The sequence below is a fragment of the Phenylobacterium sp. J426 genome, from assembly GCF_024699945.1.
Lineage (GTDB): Bacteria > Pseudomonadota > Alphaproteobacteria > Caulobacterales > Caulobacteraceae > Phenylobacterium.
On record NZ_JAJOMY010000001.1, the window covers coordinates 2,125,215 to 2,141,986 of the forward strand.

General features: G+C 70.3%; 15 protein-coding genes and 2 pseudogenes. 6 read left to right on the plus strand and 11 right to left on the minus strand.

What is annotated here, in order from left to right; genetic code table 11:
* Positions 1-25: 25 nt before the first annotated feature.
* Both LRS10_RS11215 and LRS10_RS11220 read right to left on the minus strand, forming a co-directional pair.
* On the minus strand, positions 26-334 hold the full coding sequence (locus tag LRS10_RS11215) for an RNA-binding S4 domain-containing protein (RefSeq protein WP_257837327.1): 309 nt from the start codon (positions 332-334) through the stop codon (positions 26-28).
* Positions 331-2,894, minus strand: a pseudogene (locus LRS10_RS11220) (helicase-related protein). Before LRS10_RS11220 ends, LRS10_RS11215 begins: the two are co-directional and overlap by 4 nt.
* A gap of 228 nt (positions 2,895-3,122) precedes the next feature.
* On the opposite strand from LRS10_RS11220, the gene LRS10_RS11225 reads away from it, so the two are divergent.
* Positions 3,123-4,952: a DUF885 family protein gene (locus LRS10_RS11225; RefSeq protein ID WP_257837328.1), complete on the plus strand. Its 1,830-nt coding sequence runs from the start codon at positions 3,123-3,125 to the stop codon at positions 4,950-4,952.
* Positions 4,953-4,961: 9 nt separating this feature from the next.
* On the opposite strand, the gene mtnN is transcribed toward LRS10_RS11225, so the two are convergent.
* The 6 genes and pseudogenes from mtnN to LRS10_RS11250 all read right to left on the minus strand — a co-directional run bounded on the left by mtnN (position 4,962) and on the right by LRS10_RS11250 (position 9,360).
* Complete coding sequence (mtnN, locus tag LRS10_RS11230; protein ID WP_257837329.1) at positions 4,962-5,672, minus strand: 5'-methylthioadenosine/S-adenosylhomocysteine nucleosidase; 711 nt, start codon at positions 5,670-5,672, stop codon at positions 4,962-4,964.
* A 28-nt stretch (positions 5,673-5,700) separates the two neighbouring features.
* On the minus strand, positions 5,701-6,834 hold the full coding sequence (locus tag LRS10_RS11235) for an ABC transporter permease (protein WP_257837330.1): 1,134 nt from the start codon (positions 6,832-6,834) through the stop codon (positions 5,701-5,703).
* Positions 6,831-7,760, minus strand: a complete 930-nt coding sequence (locus LRS10_RS11240; protein WP_257839140.1) for an ABC transporter ATP-binding protein — start codon at positions 7,758-7,760, stop codon at positions 6,831-6,833. The genes LRS10_RS11235 and LRS10_RS11240 overlap by 4 nt, the downstream gene beginning before the upstream one ends.
* Positions 7,757-8,002, minus strand: coding sequence for a hypothetical protein (locus LRS10_RS11245; protein ID WP_257839141.1), 246 nt, complete (start codon positions 8,000-8,002; stop codon positions 7,757-7,759). The genes LRS10_RS11240 and LRS10_RS11245 overlap by 4 nt, the downstream gene beginning before the upstream one ends.
* Before the next feature lie 526 nt (positions 8,003-8,528).
* A pseudogene (locus LRS10_RS24480) lies at positions 8,529-8,723 on the minus strand (secretion protein HlyD); the annotation flags it as partial.
* Between the two features lies 1 nt (position 8,724).
* Positions 8,725-9,360 carry a TetR/AcrR family transcriptional regulator gene (locus LRS10_RS11250; protein ID WP_257837331.1) on the minus strand — a complete coding sequence of 212 codons (636 nt, stop codon included), beginning with the start codon at positions 9,358-9,360 and terminating at the stop codon, positions 8,725-8,727.
* A 269-nt stretch (positions 9,361-9,629) separates the two neighbouring features.
* Between LRS10_RS11250 and LRS10_RS11255 the strand changes: the two genes are divergently transcribed.
* From LRS10_RS11255 to rpmB, 4 genes are all read left to right on the plus strand, one after another.
* Positions 9,630-10,322, plus strand: a complete 693-nt coding sequence (locus tag LRS10_RS11255) for a M23 family metallopeptidase (protein WP_257837332.1) — start codon at positions 9,630-9,632, stop codon at positions 10,320-10,322.
* 43 nt (positions 10,323-10,365) lie between these two features.
* Entirely contained in the window at positions 10,366-10,734 is a 369-nt protein-coding gene (locus LRS10_RS11260) for a BlaI/MecI/CopY family transcriptional regulator (protein ID WP_257839142.1), read from the plus strand.
* Entirely contained in the window at positions 10,724-11,626 is a 903-nt protein-coding gene (locus tag LRS10_RS11265; protein WP_257837333.1) for a M56 family metallopeptidase, read from the plus strand. Before LRS10_RS11260 ends, LRS10_RS11265 begins: the two co-directional genes overlap by 11 nt.
* A gap of 268 nt (positions 11,627-11,894) precedes the next feature.
* The gene (rpmB, locus tag LRS10_RS11270) at positions 11,895-12,191 is read left to right on the plus strand and encodes a 50S ribosomal protein L28 (protein WP_257837334.1); all 297 of its coding nucleotides are present in this window, start codon (positions 11,895-11,897) and stop codon (positions 12,189-12,191) included.
* A 58-nt stretch (positions 12,192-12,249) separates the two neighbouring features.
* On the opposite strand, the gene LRS10_RS11275 is transcribed toward rpmB, so the two are convergent.
* Together LRS10_RS11275 and cobT are read right to left on the minus strand one after the other, a co-directional pair.
* Positions 12,250-13,245, minus strand: a complete 996-nt coding sequence (locus tag LRS10_RS11275) for an esterase-like activity of phytase family protein (protein WP_257837335.1) — start codon at positions 13,243-13,245, stop codon at positions 12,250-12,252.
* Entirely contained in the window at positions 13,242-15,194 is a 1,953-nt protein-coding gene (gene cobT, locus LRS10_RS11280; protein WP_257837336.1) for a cobaltochelatase subunit CobT, read from the minus strand. The genes LRS10_RS11275 and cobT overlap by 4 nt, the downstream gene beginning before the upstream one ends.
* A 133-nt stretch (positions 15,195-15,327) precedes the next feature.
* On the opposite strand from cobT, the gene LRS10_RS11285 reads away from it, so the two are divergent.
* Positions 15,328-15,504 carry a DUF1328 family protein gene (locus tag LRS10_RS11285; RefSeq protein ID WP_257837337.1) on the plus strand — a complete coding sequence of 59 codons (177 nt, stop codon included), beginning with the start codon at positions 15,328-15,330 and terminating at the stop codon, positions 15,502-15,504.
* Between the two features lie 59 nt (positions 15,505-15,563).
* Here the strand turns inward: LRS10_RS11285 and LRS10_RS11290 are convergent, their stop codons facing one another.
* On the minus strand, positions 15,564-16,745 hold the full coding sequence (locus tag LRS10_RS11290) for a DUF3089 domain-containing protein (protein ID WP_257837338.1): 1,182 nt from the start codon (positions 16,743-16,745) through the stop codon (positions 15,564-15,566).
* Positions 16,746-16,772 lie beyond the last annotated feature (27 nt).

Sequence of the window (16,772 nt, forward strand, 5' to 3'; positions counted from 1 at the left end):
TTTTCCAAGTCCGGCGCCCCCGTTGTCAATGCGCGGACCGGCTCTCGCCTTCCGAAGAATTCTGCAAGGGCGAATAGAGCGTGCGCGCTTCCTCCGCCGGTCCGCGACGCTCGCCGAACGCTTCCACCTGCACCGCGATCAGCCGCCCGCCCAGCGCGAAGACCAACTGGTCGCCGAGCTTCACCGGCCGGGCCGGCTTGTCGAGGCGGTTCTCCTGGCCCAGGCGGGTGACGCGCACGCGCCCCTCTTCGATGAACTTCGCCGCCAGCGACCGGGTCTTGAAGAAGCGGGCGCGCCACAGCCAGACGTCCGCCCGACAGGAGTCCTCGCTCATGCCACAGCCTTGGCTTCGGCGCCCCGCTTCCTGCGACGAGGGCGACGGCGGCGCGCCGGGGGCGGCTCGCCCTTCAGGGCCGCCAGCGCGGCGAATGGCGAATGCGTCGCCGCGGGCTTCCCCGTCGCCTCCGCGCGCTTCTCGGCGCGGCGACGCCAGGCGGTCGGCTCGCCCGCCCTGGGGCGGTTCGCCGGCGTGAAGCCCAGACCACGCAGGATGGCGTCGGTCTCGGCCGCGCTCCAGCCAAGCTCTTCCCGCGCCTGGTCCGACAGGACGACGCCCGCGCCCTGCCGGGCCCCGGAGCGCAACAGCTCATCGAGTCGCTCGAGCTGTTCGACGGGTACGGCCAGGCCGCGCACGGCGCGAAGGCCGTGGGCGGAGAGGGTCCGCGGCGAGACCTGGTCCGGCAGCTTCGAGACCGCGCCTGCGGCGGGGCTGCAGCCTGGCGTCTCCCGGGCGGCGATCGCCTGCGCTAGCGCCCGGGCTTCGGGTCTCAGCAGGCCGGGCATGAACAGCGAAAAGGCGCCGATGCGGACGCCCAGGCCGCGGAGCGCGCGGCGTTCCACCTGGCTCAGCGCACGGGTCTCCTCGCGCACCTCGGCCCGATCCAGCACGCCGCCGGCCTCGATCAGGCGATAGGCGAGGCCGCGCGCCAGGCCCTTCACCTTGCCCTCCGCAACCGCGGCCTCGAGCTTGCGCAGCGGGGTTCCAGCCGCCGTGCGGCCTCGGCGGCGACGAACGCCTCGAGCCGGCGCTGGGCGCGCTGGCGGGCGGCCTCGTGGCCGAGTTCGCCCAGCAGCCGGACGCGCGGACTGAACGGCTGGCCGCCGGCGACCACCCCTGCCGCCTCGCCGCGCCAGAGGACGACGCCGTCGGGGCTGAGCTGAAAGGCCGTTTCATCGTCGGCGGCGAGCCGGCCCAGGCGCTTGGCGATCTCAGGGCCGACCGCGTGGGTCGCCGCAGCCCGCAGGGCTTTGGTTTCGAGGAAGCTTTCGCCCTCGGCCGGCTCGAACTGAACGCCCGACAGGCGGCCGACATAGTGGCCCTCCACCGTCACGGCGCCGTCCGCGCCGACGCCCGCCAGCATCTCTTCGCGCACGTTGAGCGCCCGCATCAGCGCGCTGGTCCGCCGGTCCACGAACCGGGCCATCAGCTTCTCGTGCAGGGTATCGGAGAGCCTGTCCTCCAGCTGGCGGGTGCGGCCCTGCCAGCCGACGGCGTCGTGCAGCCAATCGGGCCGGTTGGCGACGTAGGCGAGGGTGCGGACGCTGGCGAGGCGCTGGGCGAGGGCGTCGATCTCGCCGTCGGTGCGGTCGAGGTGCGCGTATTGGCGCGCAAGCCAGTCTTCGGACAGCCGGCGCCGGCCGCCGGTGAGCTGGAAGAAGAAGTCCTTCACCAGCCGGACGTGCTCGTCGGTCGCGGTCTTGCGGAAGTCGGGCGTCTGGCAGACGTCCCACAGCCGCAGCAGGTTGGTCTTGTCGCGGGCGCGGCGGGCGACGTCGGGGTCGTCGGCCAGCTGTCGCAGCGTGGTCTCGTCCAGCGCCTCCTTGGCGAGCTTCAGCCCCTCGCGGTCCGGCGTCTGCGCCAATGACCTGATCAGGGCGGGCAGGTTCGAGAAGTCGAGCTTCCAGTTCCGCCACTCGGCGCCGGCGACGGGTTCGAAGTGATGGTTCTCCACCGCCTCGACCAGGTCGGGATCCATGTCCTCGGCTTCGCCGGTCACGCCGAACGTGCCGTTTTTTCTGGTAGCGGCCCGCACGGCCGGCGATTTGGCCGATCTCCTGGGGATGCAGGAAGCGGGTGCGCTGGCCGTCGAACTTTCGCAGGCCGGCGAAAGCCACGTGGTCGACGTCCATGTTCAGGCCCATGCCGATCGCGTCGGTGGCCACGAGGAAGTCGACCTCGCCCGACTGGTAGAGCGCGACCTGGGCGTTGCGCGTGCGGGGGGGGACAGCGAGCCCATCACCACGGCCGCTCCGCCACGCTGCCGGCGGATCAGTTCGGCGATGGCGTAGACCCGGTCGGCGCTGAAGGCGACCACCGCGCTGCGCTTGGGCAGGCGGGTGACCTTCTTGGGGCCGGCGTAGGTCAGCCGGCTGAACCGGTCCCGGGTCTGGATCTCAGCGTGCGGCAGCAGGCGGCGGACCAGCGGCGCCATGGTCCCCGCGCCCAGCAGCATAGTCTCGCGCGTGCCGCGGGCATGCAGCAGGCGGTGGGTGAAGACGTGGCCGCGCTCGGGGTCGGCGCAGAGCTGGATCTCGTCCACCGCCAGGAATTCGACCTCGACCGACAGCGGCATCGCCTCGACCGTGCAGACGAAATACTGCGGCCGGGGCGGGACGATCTTCTCCTCGCCGGTGATCAGGGCCACGGCGCGAGGGCCGCGCAGCTTGACGATGCGGTCGTAGATCTCGCGGGCCAGCAGCCGCAGCGGCAGGCCGATCATCCCCGAGTGGTGACCCAGCATCCGCTCGACCGCGAGGTGGGTCTTGCCGGTGTTGGTGGGGCCCAGCACCGCGACCAGTCGCGGCGGCGCTGCGCCCGACGGACGGTCGCTCATGGCCTGAAGGTGGGATGTGCGGGGGAGTCGGGCAAGCGAGGCCAGTGAGGATCAGTCTTGCGAGCTGCAGGGATGCCTCGCGAGCGGGCCAACGCTTTGAACTCCTACGCCAATTACCTGCACCATTCCTGACGCGCGAATGGCCGTTCGGTTGCGCGCCTTAGCAATTGCGCACGCCGATGTGACGGCTAGGGTCCCGCCCACGCATCAGTTTCGGGGAATCCCCTCATGAACGCCTCCCGCCGTCAGATCCTGCTCACCGCCGCTGCGGCGGGCCTTGCCTCAGCCGCCCCGCTCCGGGCGCTTGCCGCGGCCGGCCCCGTCGAGGACGCCCGTCTGGCCGCCCTGCTGGACGCCTTTGTCGACGAGATCCTGCGCGAAAGTCCGCAGACCGCCACCGGCCTCGGCCTCGACAAGGGAAAGTACGCCGCTCTCAAGCGCCAGCTCAGCGACCGCTCCGCGGAGGGGCGACGCCGCGAGATCGCGCTCTACAGCAGCATGGGCCAGCGCCTCCGCGCCGTGCCGCGCGCCAGCCTCAAGGCCCGCGACCTGACGCTCTACGACACCGTCCTCTATGCGGCGGACGTGGGCGCCGAGGGCGGCCGCTTCGCCTATGGCCAGGACTACGCCAACCCATACGTCGTCAGCCAGCAGGACGGTTCGGTGGCCAACACTCCCGAGTTCCTGAACGCCCAGCACCTGATCGAAACCCAGGCCGACGCCGAGGCCTATCTCGCCCGCCTGGAACAGCTGGGGCCGCAGATCGACGCCGAGACCGAGCGGATGAAGGTCGCCGCGGGCCAGGGCGTCATCCCCCCGACCTTCATCCTGGCCACCACGCTGAAGCAGCTGACCGACGCCCGCGCGCCTGAGCCGGGCGCCACGCGCCTGGTAGGCTCGCTGGTCGAGCGAACGGCGGCCAAGGGCATGGGCGGCGACTGGCGGGGGCGGGCCACGGCGATCGTCGCTGGCAGGGTCTATCCCGCCATCGACCGCCAGATCGCCGCGATCAGCGCCCTGCAGCCGAGGTCCACGAACGACGCCGGCGTCTGGAAGTTCAAGGACGGCGCGGACTACTACCGGTGGGCGCTCAAGTACAACACGACCACCGATCTCTCGCCTGCCGAGATCCACGAGATCGGCTTGCGCCAGGGCCGCGAGATCGACGCTGTCATGGACGGCATTCTGAAGTCGCAGGGGCTGACGCAGGGCTCGGTCGGTGAGCGGATGAGCGCGCTCACCAAGGATCCGCGCTTCCTTTTCCCCAACACCGAAGAGGGCAAGCGGCAGGTCGTGGCCTACATCCAGGCCAAGGTGGAGGAGAGCCGGAAGCTGATGCCTCAGCTCACCAAGCTTGATCTGAAGGCGCCGGTCGAGGTGAAGCCGGTGCCGAAGGAGATCGAGGCGGGCGCGGCGCTGGGCTACATGAACTTCGCCGCCCTCGATGGCTCTCGGCCGGCGATCTACTACGTCAACCTGTCGGACACCGGGAACTGGCCCCGCTACACCCTGGCCAGCCTGACCATGCACGAGGCGCTGCCGGGCCACGCCTGGCAGGGCGCCTACCTCGCCGAGCGGAACGACCAGATCCACACCATCAGCTCGCTGATGGGCTTCGGGGCCTTCACCGAAGGCTGGGCGCTTTACGCCGAGCAGATCGCCGATGAGGCCGGGCTCTACAAGGACGACCCGTTCGGCCGGCTCGGCTACCTCCAGGCGATCCGCTTTCGCTGTGCGCGCCTGGTCGTCGACACAGGCCTGCACGAGAAGCGCTGGACCCGCGAGAAGGCGATCCAGGAGCTGGCCGGCGCCACCGGCCGTTCCGTCGGCGCGGCGACCAGCGAGGTCGATCGCTATTGCGCCAGCCCCGGCCAGGCCTGCGCCTACAAGGTCGGCCACAACGAGATCGTGCGCCTGCGAGAGAAGGCCAAGGCGGCGCTGGGGCCGAAGTTCGACCTGCGCGACTATAACGACGCCGTGGTGACGACCGGCGGCACGCCGCTGGCGGTCTTGGAGACGGTGGTCGACCGCTATATCGCGGGGGCCCGACAGGCTTAGGCGGCGCCGCTAGGCCAGGAGCTCCAGGAGGCGTTTGACGCAGGCGGCGGAATTCTTGGCCGCCATCGCCTCCATCTCGTTGAAGGTGATCTGGCTCTCCTCGCCGGCCAGGTCCGAGAGCGTGCGGATGACATAGAGCGGCGCGCCCCAGGCCTCGGCCACCTGGGCGACGGCGCCGCTCTCCATGTCGATGGCGTCGGCGCCCAGCCGGCCGCGCAACTCGTCCCGCGTCCGGCCGCAGTTCAGGAAGTAGTCGGCGGTGGTGATGCCGCCGAGCTGCACCGGATGCCCGAGCCCGGGGGCGACATCGTCGCGCAGGCGCCGCAGCGTCTCGACGACCTCCGCGCCCACAGGCTCCAGCCCGGCCTCAGGCGCGCCGAAAGGAATGACGCCCGGCCGCGTCGCCGTGAACCGGCCGGCCGTGACGATGCCGTAGTCGTGGACCGCCAGCCGGTCGGCCAGCAGCACTGCGCCGACCGAAAGCTCGGGATGCAGGCCGCCAGCGACGCCGGAGAAGATCAGGGTCGTCGCGGCGTAACGGTCCAGCAGCAGGGTGGCGGCCGATGCCGCATTGACCTTGCCGAGTCCGCTGCGCGTCAGCGCCAGGCCGCGGCCTGCCCAGACCTGGGTCTGGCCGTGCGTCTCGGGGGCGACGTCGAGATCGAGGACCGCGCGCAGGGCGGCGAGTTCCTCGGGCGTGGCGCAGAGTATGCCGATCATCGGCGCGTTCTAAGCCGAGTTCCCGGACCTAGTCCAAGGTTCGGCGATACCGGGCGACCGCGAGTGCGGTGACGACGCACACGAAGGCGATCAGCGCCGCGAGCTCCCGCCATTGGTCGCCGAGCTCCTGGCCCTTCAGGAGCGAGCCGCGGACGACCCGCAGGAAATGGGTGACCGGGATCACCTCGCCAAGCGCTTGGGCCCACACGGGCATGCCGCGGAAGGGGAACATGAAGCCGGACAGCAGGATCGACGGCAGCAGGTAGAAGAAGCTCATCTGCATGGCCTGGAGCTGCGAGCGGGCCAGCGTCGATATCAGGAAGCCCAGCGCCAGGGAGCCGATGATGAAGAGCGTGACGCCGCTTGCGAGACCCAGCCAACCGCCGGCCATGGGCACGCCGAAGAGCAGCTTCGCCAAAGCCAGGATCAGGACGGTCTGGGTCAGGCCCACCAGCACATAGGGCGCAAGCTTGCCCGCCATCACTTCCAGCGGCTCCAGTGGGGTGGAGAGGAGCGTCTCCATGGTCCCGCGCTCGGTCTCCCGGGTGACCGACAGCGCCGTCATCATCACCAAGGTCATCGACAGGATGACGCCCAGCAGGCCGGGGACGATGTTGTAGGCGGTGACGGCCTCCGGATTGTAGCGGCGGTGAACCACCACCTCGAACGGCGGCGCGCCCTGGCCTCGGGCGGCGAGCGCGCCCTTCAGATCGTGGGCCAGCGCGCGGTCCGGCAGGGCCGCCAGCGCCGCGACGGCTCCACCGGTGGCGGAGGGGTCGGTGGCGTCGGCCTCGATGAGAATTCGGGCTTCGTCGCCGCGGGCCACGCGGCGGCTGAAGTCGCCGGGGATGGTCACGGCGAACTGCACGTCGCCCCGGCGGAGCATCGCGTCCAGCTCGGTGGGGCTGCGCGCCTGGGCCACCATGTCGAAGTAGCGGGAGTTCCGGAGGCCCGCGATCAGCGAGCGGGCGTAGCGGCTGTCCTCCTGCACCAGCACGGCGGTCGGCAGGTGGCGCGGCTCGGTGTTGATCGCGTAGCCGAAGAGGGTGAGCTGAACGACCGGGATCATCAGCATCATGGCGTAGGTGATGCGGTCGCGGGTGAGCTGCTTGAACTCCTTGACCATCACGGCCGCGACGCGGCTCCAGGACAAGCTGGTCATTGGAAGTTGTCCTGCGAGCGGCCCATCAGCTGGATGAACACGTCCTCGAGCGTCGGAGGGACCTCGGTCCATCGGTAGGGCTCGCGTCGCCAAGGCGCGATGGCGGCAACCAGAGCCTGCCGGTCCTCTCCGCTGACGTGGATCGCGGCGCCGAACGGCGCGGCGGTTTCGACCCCGGGCCGCGCCGCGAGTTGGGCCGACAGCCGGTCCACGCCGGGGCCCTCGCCGTGGAAGGTGACGAGGCCCGAGGCGGCGATCACCTCGGCGGCCGTGCCGCGAGCGATCAGCCGGCCGTAGCTGATGTAGGCGATCTCATGGCAGCGCTCGGCCTCGTCCATGTAGTGGGTGGAGACGAGCACGGTCAGGCCGTCGGCGGCCAGCGCATGGATCTCGTCCCAGAAGGTACGACGCGCCTTTGGGTCCACGCCGGCGGTGGGTTCGTCGAGCAGCAGCAGCCGCGGCTCGTGTAGGGTCGCGGCGGCGAGGGCCAGCCGCTGTTTCCAGCCTCCCGAGAGCGTGCCGGCGAGCTGCCTGCGGCGCGCCGTGAGCCCCAGCCGATCCAGGGCGGCGTCCACGCGCTCGCGCCGGCGGTCCAGGCCGTATACGCGGGCGGTGAACTCCAGGTTTTCGGCGATGGTCAGGTCCTCGTAGAGCGAGAACCGCTGCGTCATGTAGCCCGTACGCCGCTTCACCTGGTCGGCCTCGGCGATGATGTCGACGCCCAACGCCGTTCCGGCTCCGCTATCGGGGGTGAGCAGGCCACACAGCAGGCGCAGCGTCGTCGTCTTGCCCGAGCCGTTGGGCCCCAGGAACCCGCAGATCCGGCCTTCCGCCACCTGGATCGAGACGTCCTGCACGACGTGTTTGGGTCCGAAGCTCTTGTTCAGGCCGTGGACATCGATCGCCAGGGCGGCGCCGGGGATCACGGCAGCGGCTCCACATCCACCGGCTGGCCGGGATTGAGCCGGACGTTCGGCTGCGCCTCGACGAGATAGACCAGCCGGTCGCGGGCCTCGCGGCTGTAGATCACCGGCGGGGTGAACTCGGGCCTGGGGCTCACATAGGCGATGCGGGCCGACAGTCCTTTCGCGCAGCCGTCGCAGGCGAAGCGGACCGTGCGGCCGACGCGATACGCCGAGAGCTCCCGCTCCGGCACGAAGAAGCGCACCTTGATCCGCGCATCGGGCAGCAGAGCAAGGATCGGCTGGTTGGCGGGGCGCCCATTCGCCGGCCTGGAAGAAGACATCCTCCACCCGCGCCGCCTCCGGGGCGCGCGGTGCGATGTCGGCGAGCCGGGCCTCGGCGCCGGCAAGGCCGGCGCGCGCCTGGCTGACGCGGGCGTCGGCGGCGCGCACCTGGTCCTCGCGGGCTCCCAGCAGGGCTGCGTCGCGCTGGCGTCGCGCGGCGCGGAGCTGGGCGTCGGCCGCCTGCGCCGCGGCGCGGGCGTCGTCGAGACGGCTCGGGGCATACCAGCCGCCGCGGACCAGGGGCTCGACGCGGCGCAGGTCAGCCTGGGCGTCGCGGGCGCGGGCCTCGGCGGCGGCGATGTTGGCTTCGAATACGGCGAGTTCGGCGGGTCGCTGGCCCTTGCGTGCGTCCTGCGCCTGGGCCGCGGCGGCCGCCTCTTCCGCCAACGCCTGGTCGCGCGCGGCCTGCGGCTGGGCGGGATCGACGAGGAACAGCGCCTGCCCCGCCGCCACCTCCTGCCCGCGGACCACATGCATGGCGCGCACCGTCCCGGCGACGGGGGAGGCGAGATGGAGCGGCTCGCCCTCGATGTAGCCCGAGAGCGTCCGAGCCGCACGGAAGCGGGGCGACAGGACCAGACCGGCGACGATCAGGGCGCCCAGCGCCAGCAGCGCGAAGGGCAGGATCCGGCGACGGTTCATCTCAGGCGCTTTCCGTGAGCATGCCGGCGAGCAGGGTGTCCAGATGCTGGGCCATCACGGCGGCGGGCTCGAACGGCGGCGCACCGATTGGGACGAAAGTTTCACGCCAGACGACCGTCAGCAGCAGCGGCGAGATGAGCTGCAGGGCGAAGATCCGCGGATCGCCCGCCTTCACCTCCCCCCGGACCTGCGCCGCTTCGATCGCGGCCGCCACGGCGCCCAGCGCCTGCGAGACGAGGTCGTCGTGCCAGACGCGCGCCAGTTCGGGGAAGTTGCGCGCCTCGCCGATGACCATCTTGACGACGCCGCCCACGGGGGTGGTCTCAACCACGCTCACGACGTGAGCCACCAAGCCGCGGACAAGGTCGGGGAAAGGACCGGGATGGGCGGCGGCGATGCCCCGGACCTGGGCGAGATTGGGCGCGACCACCTGCCCCACGACCGCTCGGAAGAGATCCTCCTTGGTCTCGAAGTAGAGGTAGAGCGCACCCTTGGAGACACCCGCGCGGGCGGCGATTTCGTCGAGCTTCGCGGCGGCGAAGCCCTTCTCCGCGAAGACCGCCATCGCGGCCCGCACGATCTCGGCAGGGCGCTCGGCCTTGCGCCTGCGGAACTTGGGCTCGCCCGCCTCCAACATCCGCCCTCCATAAATAACTGACGAGTTAGTTATTAAATGTGATGGCGCAGGCTTGCAAGCGCTGTTCGGCGAACGTCGGGGCTCGGGGCGGCGCGATGCCGCATCGCAAATGCTTAACGGGGCCCATTTTCGGCCCCGGTCGTAAGGCAAACGGCCTGGAACGCTCGCCGCCTCCGTGCGGCGCCCATAAGAAGCAACGGCCGATCCTGAAGCCTGGCGGCAAGTCCGGGTGCGATCGGCGGCATCGGTGAAAAAAGGGGTCTTCGCGAATGACGCACGACTGGCGCGCGCGCCTATCCGAACTGGCCAACGACCGTCGCCTGCAGGCGATCACGCTCGTAGCCGCCGTCGTGGCGACCGCGGCCGCGGCAGCACCCGTGCACACGCCCGATGGACCTCGGGCTGCGATCTTCACCGCCGTTGAACGCGCGGTGGCTCCGGCGGTTCAACCCGTCGAGATGGAACTGGTGTGGCAAGGGGCCGATGTCGACGGCGACGGCGCACCGGATTTCGCCAATCCCACCGGCAATGAGCCGCGCGAGCATGACGCCTACGGCTCCGGCCAGTTCGGCGCCTCCCGCGACGGCGGCGTGCGCCGCCACGAGGGTGTCGACTTCATCGCCACCGCCGGCCAGACGGTCGTGGCCCCGATCTCGGGCTACATCACCAAGATCGGCTATGCCTATGCCGGCGACGGCAATCTGAAGTTCGTCGAGATCAGCAACCCGGCCCTGAAGCTGGAAGCCCGGGCCTTCTACGTCGATCCCGACGTCGAGGTCGGCCAGACCGTCCGCGTCGGTCAGCCGATCGGCGAGGTGCGCTCGCTGCAGCGCAAGTACCCCGGCGGCATGACCGACCACGTCCACCTGGAGCTGATCGACCGGCGCGGACGCCGCATCGACGCCACGAACGTGATCACCGCGTCCTATCAGCCGAAGTCCGACTTCAGCGCCGCCGACTAAGCCGCGTTGACAGGTGGGGTTACAGGCGTAATCTCATCAGATGCTGCGTATCTCTCCGGCCGAAAGCCAGATCATGGCCGCGCTCTGGCAGGACGGCCCGATGTCGGCCGACGAGCTGGTGCGGAAGGTGGGCGAGCCGCAGCAGTGGGGCGAGGCCACGGTCAAGACGCTGATCAACCGGCTGCTCAAGAAGAAGGCCCTGAAGTCCGAGCGGGCCGAGGGCCGCACCCGTTACCGCCCGCTGGTGTCGCGAGAATCCTATGTGACGTCCGAGAGCCAGGGTCTGCTGGACCGCCTGTTCTCGGGACAGGTGGCCCCGCTGGTGGCTCACTTCGCCGAGCACCGGGCTCTCACGCCCGACGACGTCGCCCGGCTGAAGCGGCTGATCGCGGAGCTGGAAGATGGCGACTGACCTCCTCGAGGCTCTGGCCCGGGCGAACGTCGCCGGTTCGCTCGTCCTTCTCCTGGTCATCTTGGTCCGCCGCCCTGCGCGGCGGCTGTTCGGACCCGAGGCCGCCTACCTCCTGTGGGCTGCGCCCGTCGGCGCGGCGTTGCTGAGCCTGGCGCCCTGGCCTTTCGGAACGCCGTGGCCCGGCGCCGAACAGATGACGCTCCGGCCGCTGGTGGAACAGGCCTCCGACCTGCGTATCGTCGTCGCGCTCTGGCTGGCGGGCGCCGCGGCGGGCCTGGCGCTGGCCTGGCGGGCCCAGGCGGGCTTCGAGCGCGACGCGCGCGAGGGTCGCGCCGGTCCGGCGGTTTCGGGGTTCCTGGTCCCGCGTGTGGTGATGCCGGCGTCCGACCCCTATTCCGAAGAGGAGCGGCGGCTGATCCGGGCCCATGAGCGCGAGCACGTGGCGCGCGGGGACCCGAAGGCCAACGCCCTCGCCGCCGCGCTGCAGGTGGTCTTCTGGTTCAACCCGCTGATCCACTTCGGCGTGCGGCGGATGCGCGTGGATCAGGAGCTGGCCTGCGACGCCGCGGTCCTGAAGCGCTTCCCGAAGTCGCGGCGGGTCTATGCCGAGGCGCTTCTCAAGACCGAGCTGGCCCGGGCGCCGCTGCCGTTCGGCTGTCACTGGGGCAGCATCCATCCGCTGGAGGTCCGGCTGGCGGCCTTGAAGGGCGGCGAGCGCCGCGACCTGGCGGGCCTCTGGACCGCGGTGGCCTTCACGCTCTGCGCCAGCACGCTGACCTGGGCCGCGAAGCCTGCCCTGCCGGATCCGCCGCCGCGCGGCCCGCCGGCCGACACCCGGCCGTCGATGTCGGTCCTGCTGCTGGATATCGAACGGCCTGCGGTCGGTCGTTAACGCCCTCCGGCGGTGCGGGGGAACGCGGGTGAAACGAAGCATGACCGAATCACTGACTCGGCGCGATTCTGGCTTTCGTTCCCTACGAGATGTGGTGGTCGGTGCGCGCTCGAGCCACAAGGGCCAAGCTTGCGGCGGTGCGGCCAACCGGCTTTCCGCCCGCCTCGCCTTGACGCCGAAGGGCGCCTTCCTCTATATCGCCCGCTCCCCCGCGCGGCCGCCCAGCGTTCGCGTGTCCTGAAGTTTTTCCGCGAAGGTTATTTTCGCCATGTCGCGCCGCTGCGAAATCACGGGTGTTGGTCCGATGGTCGGCCACAACGTGAGCCACTCGAACATCAAGACCAAGCGCCGGTTCATGCCGAACCTGACCAAGGCCACCGTGCAATCGGAAGCCCTGGGCCAGAACGTGACCCTGCGCATCACCAATGCGGCGCTCCGCACGGTGGACAACAAGGGCGGCCTGGACGCCGTCCTGCTGAAGGCCCGCGACGAGGTGCTCTCGCCCCGCGCGCTGAAGATCAAGCGCCAGATCAAGGCCAAGCTTGCCGAGCAGACGGCGGCCTAAGAGCCTGACACCAGGTGTCGTTCCGGAAAGGCCGCCCTTCGGGGCGGCCTTTTCTTTTTCAGCCCGGTGACCAGTCGAACGCCAGCAGCAGGGTGCGCTGGTCGGTCTTGCGACCTTCGAAGGTTCCGAAGTTATCGTCCGAGACGAGGTAGAAGCGGATGCGTCCGCCACCCAGCGGGACGGCGGCGACGCCCTCGATGTTGTCGACCGTCAGAGGCCGGCGCAGCTCCAACGTGTCGACGGTCCGACCCTCGCGGTCGGTAAGCCTCAGGCGGATGAGGTTGCCCGTCAGCGGCGAGAAGCTGCGGAAGAGGTAGGCGCGGCCGCCGCCGGGCAGGGCGTCCATCGCGACCAGTTCGGAACCCTCCACGTCAACCCGCCCGTCGGGCGCGCAGCCGGTGGACAGCCGGCAGAGGAACAGCTCCCCTGTGTTCTCCAGGCCTACCCGATAGGCGTCCGGCCCGGCCTCGGGCGCGGCCATGGCGGCCTCCATGCCCTTGTTGTGCCGGAAGCTGGCCTGCGGCGCCGGCGCGGGCCGAGGCAAGCCGCCGTCGGGTGGGAAGGCGAGGATCCGGTCATGCTGCTCGAAGGTGACGATCAACGTGCCGTCCGCGAGCCGAGCGATTCCCTCCGAATCGTATTCCTCCTGGCCGCCCGCGTAGAGATCCGCGCCGGTGACGTCTCTCAGCGCCGTGATCCGCGCGTCGGCCAGGCCCGCGAGGCGACCTTGGGCGTCCAGCAAGATGCGCGCCTCAAGCAGGTCGGACTGGTCCCCGATGGCGATCAGACCGCCCCCCGGCTCCACCTTCAGGTCCGAGAGGCCGCCGAGGCGCGAGGTCTGCTGCGACGTGAGGACAAGGCCTCCGGCATAGATGAAGGCGCCGAGGCTGGTCCGGGCGGCGTCGGTCGGGTCGAGTGGAACCGGCTGACTGTCGATGGTGATGGCCGAGCCATAGGAAACGGGAGTCGGCGGAAGGCTCGCCGGCGCGCTGGCGCAGCCCGCCAGCGCCAGGGCGGCGACGGCGGCGGCCCAACGCGCCGTGCGCTTCCTCAAGCGGTCGCCCTCCGGACTTCCTTGAAGGTCGATCGGCGCGGCCCGCCCGCCTGCGGTCCCTGGGTCGAGGGCGGCGGCTGCAGCAGGCCGGCCGTCTTGCGCGTGACCGCCCGTGGCTCTTCCTCGAACAGCTCGGCCAGTTGCTCAACCATGGCGCCTGCCAGCTGCTCGACGTCGACGATGGTCACGGCGCGCCGGTAGTAGCGGGTCACGTCGTGGCCGATGCCGATGGCGATCAACTGCACTGGGCTCTTGGTCTCGATCTCGGTGATCACCTCGCGCAGGTGCCGCTCGAGGTAGTGGCCGGAGTTCACCGACAGCGTCGAATCGTCCACCGGCGCGCCGTCCGAAATCACCACCAGGATGCGCCGCTGCTCAGGCCGGCCGATCAGGCGCTGGTGCGCCCACATCAGGGCCTCGCCGTCGATGTTCTCCTTGAGAAGCCCCTCGCGCATCATCAGGCCGAGGTTCCGCCGCGCGCGCCGCCAAGGGGCGTCGGCCGCCTTGTAGATGATGTGCCGCAGGTCGTTCAGGCGGCCGGGCTGGGCGGGCTTGCCGGCCTTCAGCCAGTCCTCGCGCGAGGAGCCGCCCTTCCAGGCGCGGGTGGTGAAGCCCAGGATCTCGGTCTTCACGCTGCAGCGCTCCAGGGTGCGCGCCAGGATGTCGGCGCAGACCGCGGCCACCATGATCGGCCGGCCGCGCATCGAGCCCGAGTTGTCGATGAGGATGGTCACGACCGTGTCGCGGAACTCGGTGTCCTCCTCCTCCTTGAAGGAGAGCGGCGCGGTGGGGTCGATGATCACGCGGGTGAGGCGCGCGACGTCGAGGACGCCTTCCTCCAGGTCGAAGGTCCAGGAACGGTTCTGCTGGGCCAGCAACTTGCGCTGCAGGCGGTTGGCCAGGCGCGAGACCACGTTGGAAACCGAGGCCAGCTGCTGGTCCAGGTAGGCGCGCAGGCGCGTCAGCTCCTCGGCGTCGCACAGCTCCTCGGCGGCGACGATCTCGTCGTGCTCGGTGGTGAAGACCTTGTAGGTGACCGCCCGGTTGTCGCCCGACGGATCGGGCCGGGCCGGCTGGTCGCCTTCGCCCATTTCCGGAGGCTCCTCGGCGTCCTGCGCGTCGGGGTCCTCCTGGGCCTCCATCATCTGGCTGTCGGCGTCTTCGGCCTCGCGGCTCTGGGACTGATCCTCGTCCATCGCGGACTGCTGCGGGCTCTGGCTCTCGCCGTCGCCTTCGTCGTCGTTGTCGGAGGCGTCGGGCTCGCCCTCGTCCTCGCCCTGATCCTCCTGGTTGTCCTGCTCCGGCAAGTCGGACAGGTCATCGCCCATCTTCAGGTCGCGGATGATGGTGCGGGCGATCTTCGCGAAGGCCTGCTGGTCGTCGAGCGCTGCGGCCAGGCGGTCGAGATCCGCGCCCGCCTTCTCCTCGACCTCGGCGCGGAACATGTCGACCAGCGGCTTGGCGCTGGGCGGGGGCGGCTGCCCCGTCAGCCGCTCGCGCGCCATGAGGGCTACGACCTCGGCCATCGGCGGATTGGCCAGGGCCTCGGCCTGATTGAACAGCCGGCGCGACCAGGCCTGCTCCATCACCGCAGTCAGGTTCTCGCGGACCCCGCCCATGGCGTTGGAACCGATCGCCTCGATCCGCGCCTGCTCCAGGCCGTCGTACATCGGCTGGCCCAGAGCGGTCTGCGGCCGGGAGCGGGCGTGGGTGGCGGCGTCGTGGTGGGCGACGCGCAGCGCCATCTGGTCGGCCAGGCCGCGGATGCGGGCGGCCTCAGTCGGGTTCAGGTCGCGGGGCGGGTGCGGCAGCACCGCGCGGTTACCCTGCAGCTGCGGCCCCTCGCCGGAGTAGACGATCTCGAGATCCGGCGTTTCGGCCAGCGAGCGGGCGGCGTGCGCCAGCGCGCGCTTGAACGGCTCCAGGGGGCTTTCCGGGGACTTCGCCATCGCGTCCGTCTTAGATCAGGGCCGACCCGGCGGGAAACAAGGAAGTGGCGCCGGGATCCAGGGAACTCCCAAGGCAAAGCCGTGTTCTCAGCGGCGAGCCGCGTCGTGGCTCAAGTCCTGAGGAGAGAGAGCCATGCTTCGTTGGGCTCTGATCTTCGCGGTCGTGGCCGTTGTGGCGGCCCTGCTCGGCTTCGGCGGCATCGCCGGCGCTGCGGCGGGCATCGCGAAGTTCCTGTTCTTCCTGTTCGTGGTGGGCTTCGTGGTCTTCCTGGTCCTGGGCCTCATGGCCGGCCGAAAGATGACACGCTAGCAACCGCGCACGCTGCGGAAGAAAGAACGCCCGCCCTCGCGAGAGGGCGGGCGTTTTCGCTATCGGCGGGCGCGGTAGGCCTTCGACTGCTCGCCCACGACATCCACCAGGTTCCCCATGGCGATGTTGGCGTCGATGAGGTGCAGGCCCCAGTCCTTCAGGATCAGGTCGCCCGCGCCGACATCGCCGTTGATGTCGTCCGTGCGCGCGTCGGCCGGGTCGGCGTTGATGCGGGCCGACAGATAGTTGAACCCGTCCTTCGACACGCATTCGCCGGTGATCAGGCCGGGCACGGCCACGAAAGGCGTCGTCGGGTTCGGCTTGCCCTTCACCCACGTCGGCGTGGCGCCGGTGGAGCTGGCGATGTTCTCGCCGTTCGACAGGTAGGCCTTCAGCTCGCCCTTGCCGCCGCCCAGCGCCGCCGGGTTGGTGCAGGCCGCGACCATGCCGGGCTGCTGGACCTTGCCAAACCGGCTGTTGGCCGGCGGCGGCGAGGTTTCGCGGAAGGTCACGTAGCTGATCGCGCAGCCGGTCTGGGTCGCCGACTTGCACAGCGGGATCGTCTTGAACGTCCCCGTGTCCTTGTCGGCCTCGACCGGCAGGTTCGAGCCCAGGATCAGGGCCGCGACGAGCTGCTTCTGGATCGGCTTGCCCTCGACCTCGGCCGGGATCAGCCGCTGCAGCACGCCCGAGCCCTGGCTGTGCCCGATCAGGACCACGCCCCGACCCTTGTTCTCATGTGTCAGGTAGTGGTTCCAGGCGTCGACCACGTCCTGGTAGCCGGTGTTGCGCGTGGCCGGGTCGGTGGAGCCCGGCAGCGGCTGGCCGGTCATCATCGCCCGCAGGCCGGCCAGGGTGAACTGGCGGTACATCGGCGCGAAGATCCGGCATTTGGAGCCGAAGCGGGCCAGCTGCTGCTTCACCACGTTCAGCTCGGCGGGATCGGCCTTCAGGTCGGACAGCACGCCGGGATCGGTCGAGACCGTCGGATAGACGTAGAAGCAGTCGATCGGCGCCTTGGGGTCGGCCTTGAACTGTTCGACCCGGCTCGTGCCGTCGGCGTTGATGATGGTGGTGGTGAGGTCCACCGAACAGGCGTCGTTCGCCTTGCCCGGGTAGCACAGCCAGTTGGCCCTGTCCGCGTAGTCCGCCCGCGCGGTCGCGCCCGGCGCCTGCGCGTGCGCGACGCCCGCCAGCGCCGCCCCGGCCAGCGCCAGGGCGCCGATCAGCAGTCTCCCCATGGAAATTCTCCCCATCTTCGAAATTCA

Bases quoted from the DNA above. Each gene is read 5' to 3' on its own strand.
- mtnN (WP_257837329.1), bottom strand. From the start codon at position 5,672: ATGATCGGCATACTCTGCGCCACGCCCGAGGAACTCGCCGCCCTGCGC.
- LRS10_RS11290 (WP_257837338.1), bottom strand. From the start codon at position 16,745: ATGGGGAGACTGCTGATCGGCGCCCTGGCGCTGGCCGGGGCGGCGCTG.
- LRS10_RS11250 (WP_257837331.1), bottom strand. From the start codon at position 9,360: ATGTTGGAGGCGGGCGAGCCCAAGTTCCGCAGGCGCAAGGCCGAGCGC.
- LRS10_RS11285 (WP_257837337.1), top strand. From the start codon at position 15,328: ATGCTTCGTTGGGCTCTGATCTTCGCGGTCGTGGCCGTTGTGGCGGCC.
- LRS10_RS11215 (WP_257837327.1), bottom strand. From the start codon at position 334: ATGAGCGAGGACTCCTGTCGGGCGGACGTCTGGCTGTGGCGCGCCCGC.
- rpmB (WP_257837334.1), top strand. From the start codon at position 11,895: ATGTCGCGCCGCTGCGAAATCACGGGTGTTGGTCCGATGGTCGGCCAC.
- LRS10_RS11265 (WP_257837333.1), top strand. From the start codon at position 10,724: ATGGCGACTGACCTCCTCGAGGCTCTGGCCCGGGCGAACGTCGCCGGT.
- LRS10_RS11225 (WP_257837328.1), top strand. From the start codon at position 3,123: ATGAACGCCTCCCGCCGTCAGATCCTGCTCACCGCCGCTGCGGCGGGC.
- LRS10_RS11255 (WP_257837332.1), top strand. From the start codon at position 9,630: ATGACGCACGACTGGCGCGCGCGCCTATCCGAACTGGCCAACGACCGT.
- cobT (WP_257837336.1), bottom strand. From the start codon at position 15,194: ATGGCGAAGTCCCCGGAAAGCCCCCTGGAGCCGTTCAAGCGCGCGCTG.
- LRS10_RS11235 (WP_257837330.1), bottom strand. From the start codon at position 6,834: ATGACCAGCTTGTCCTGGAGCCGCGTCGCGGCCGTGATGGTCAAGGAG.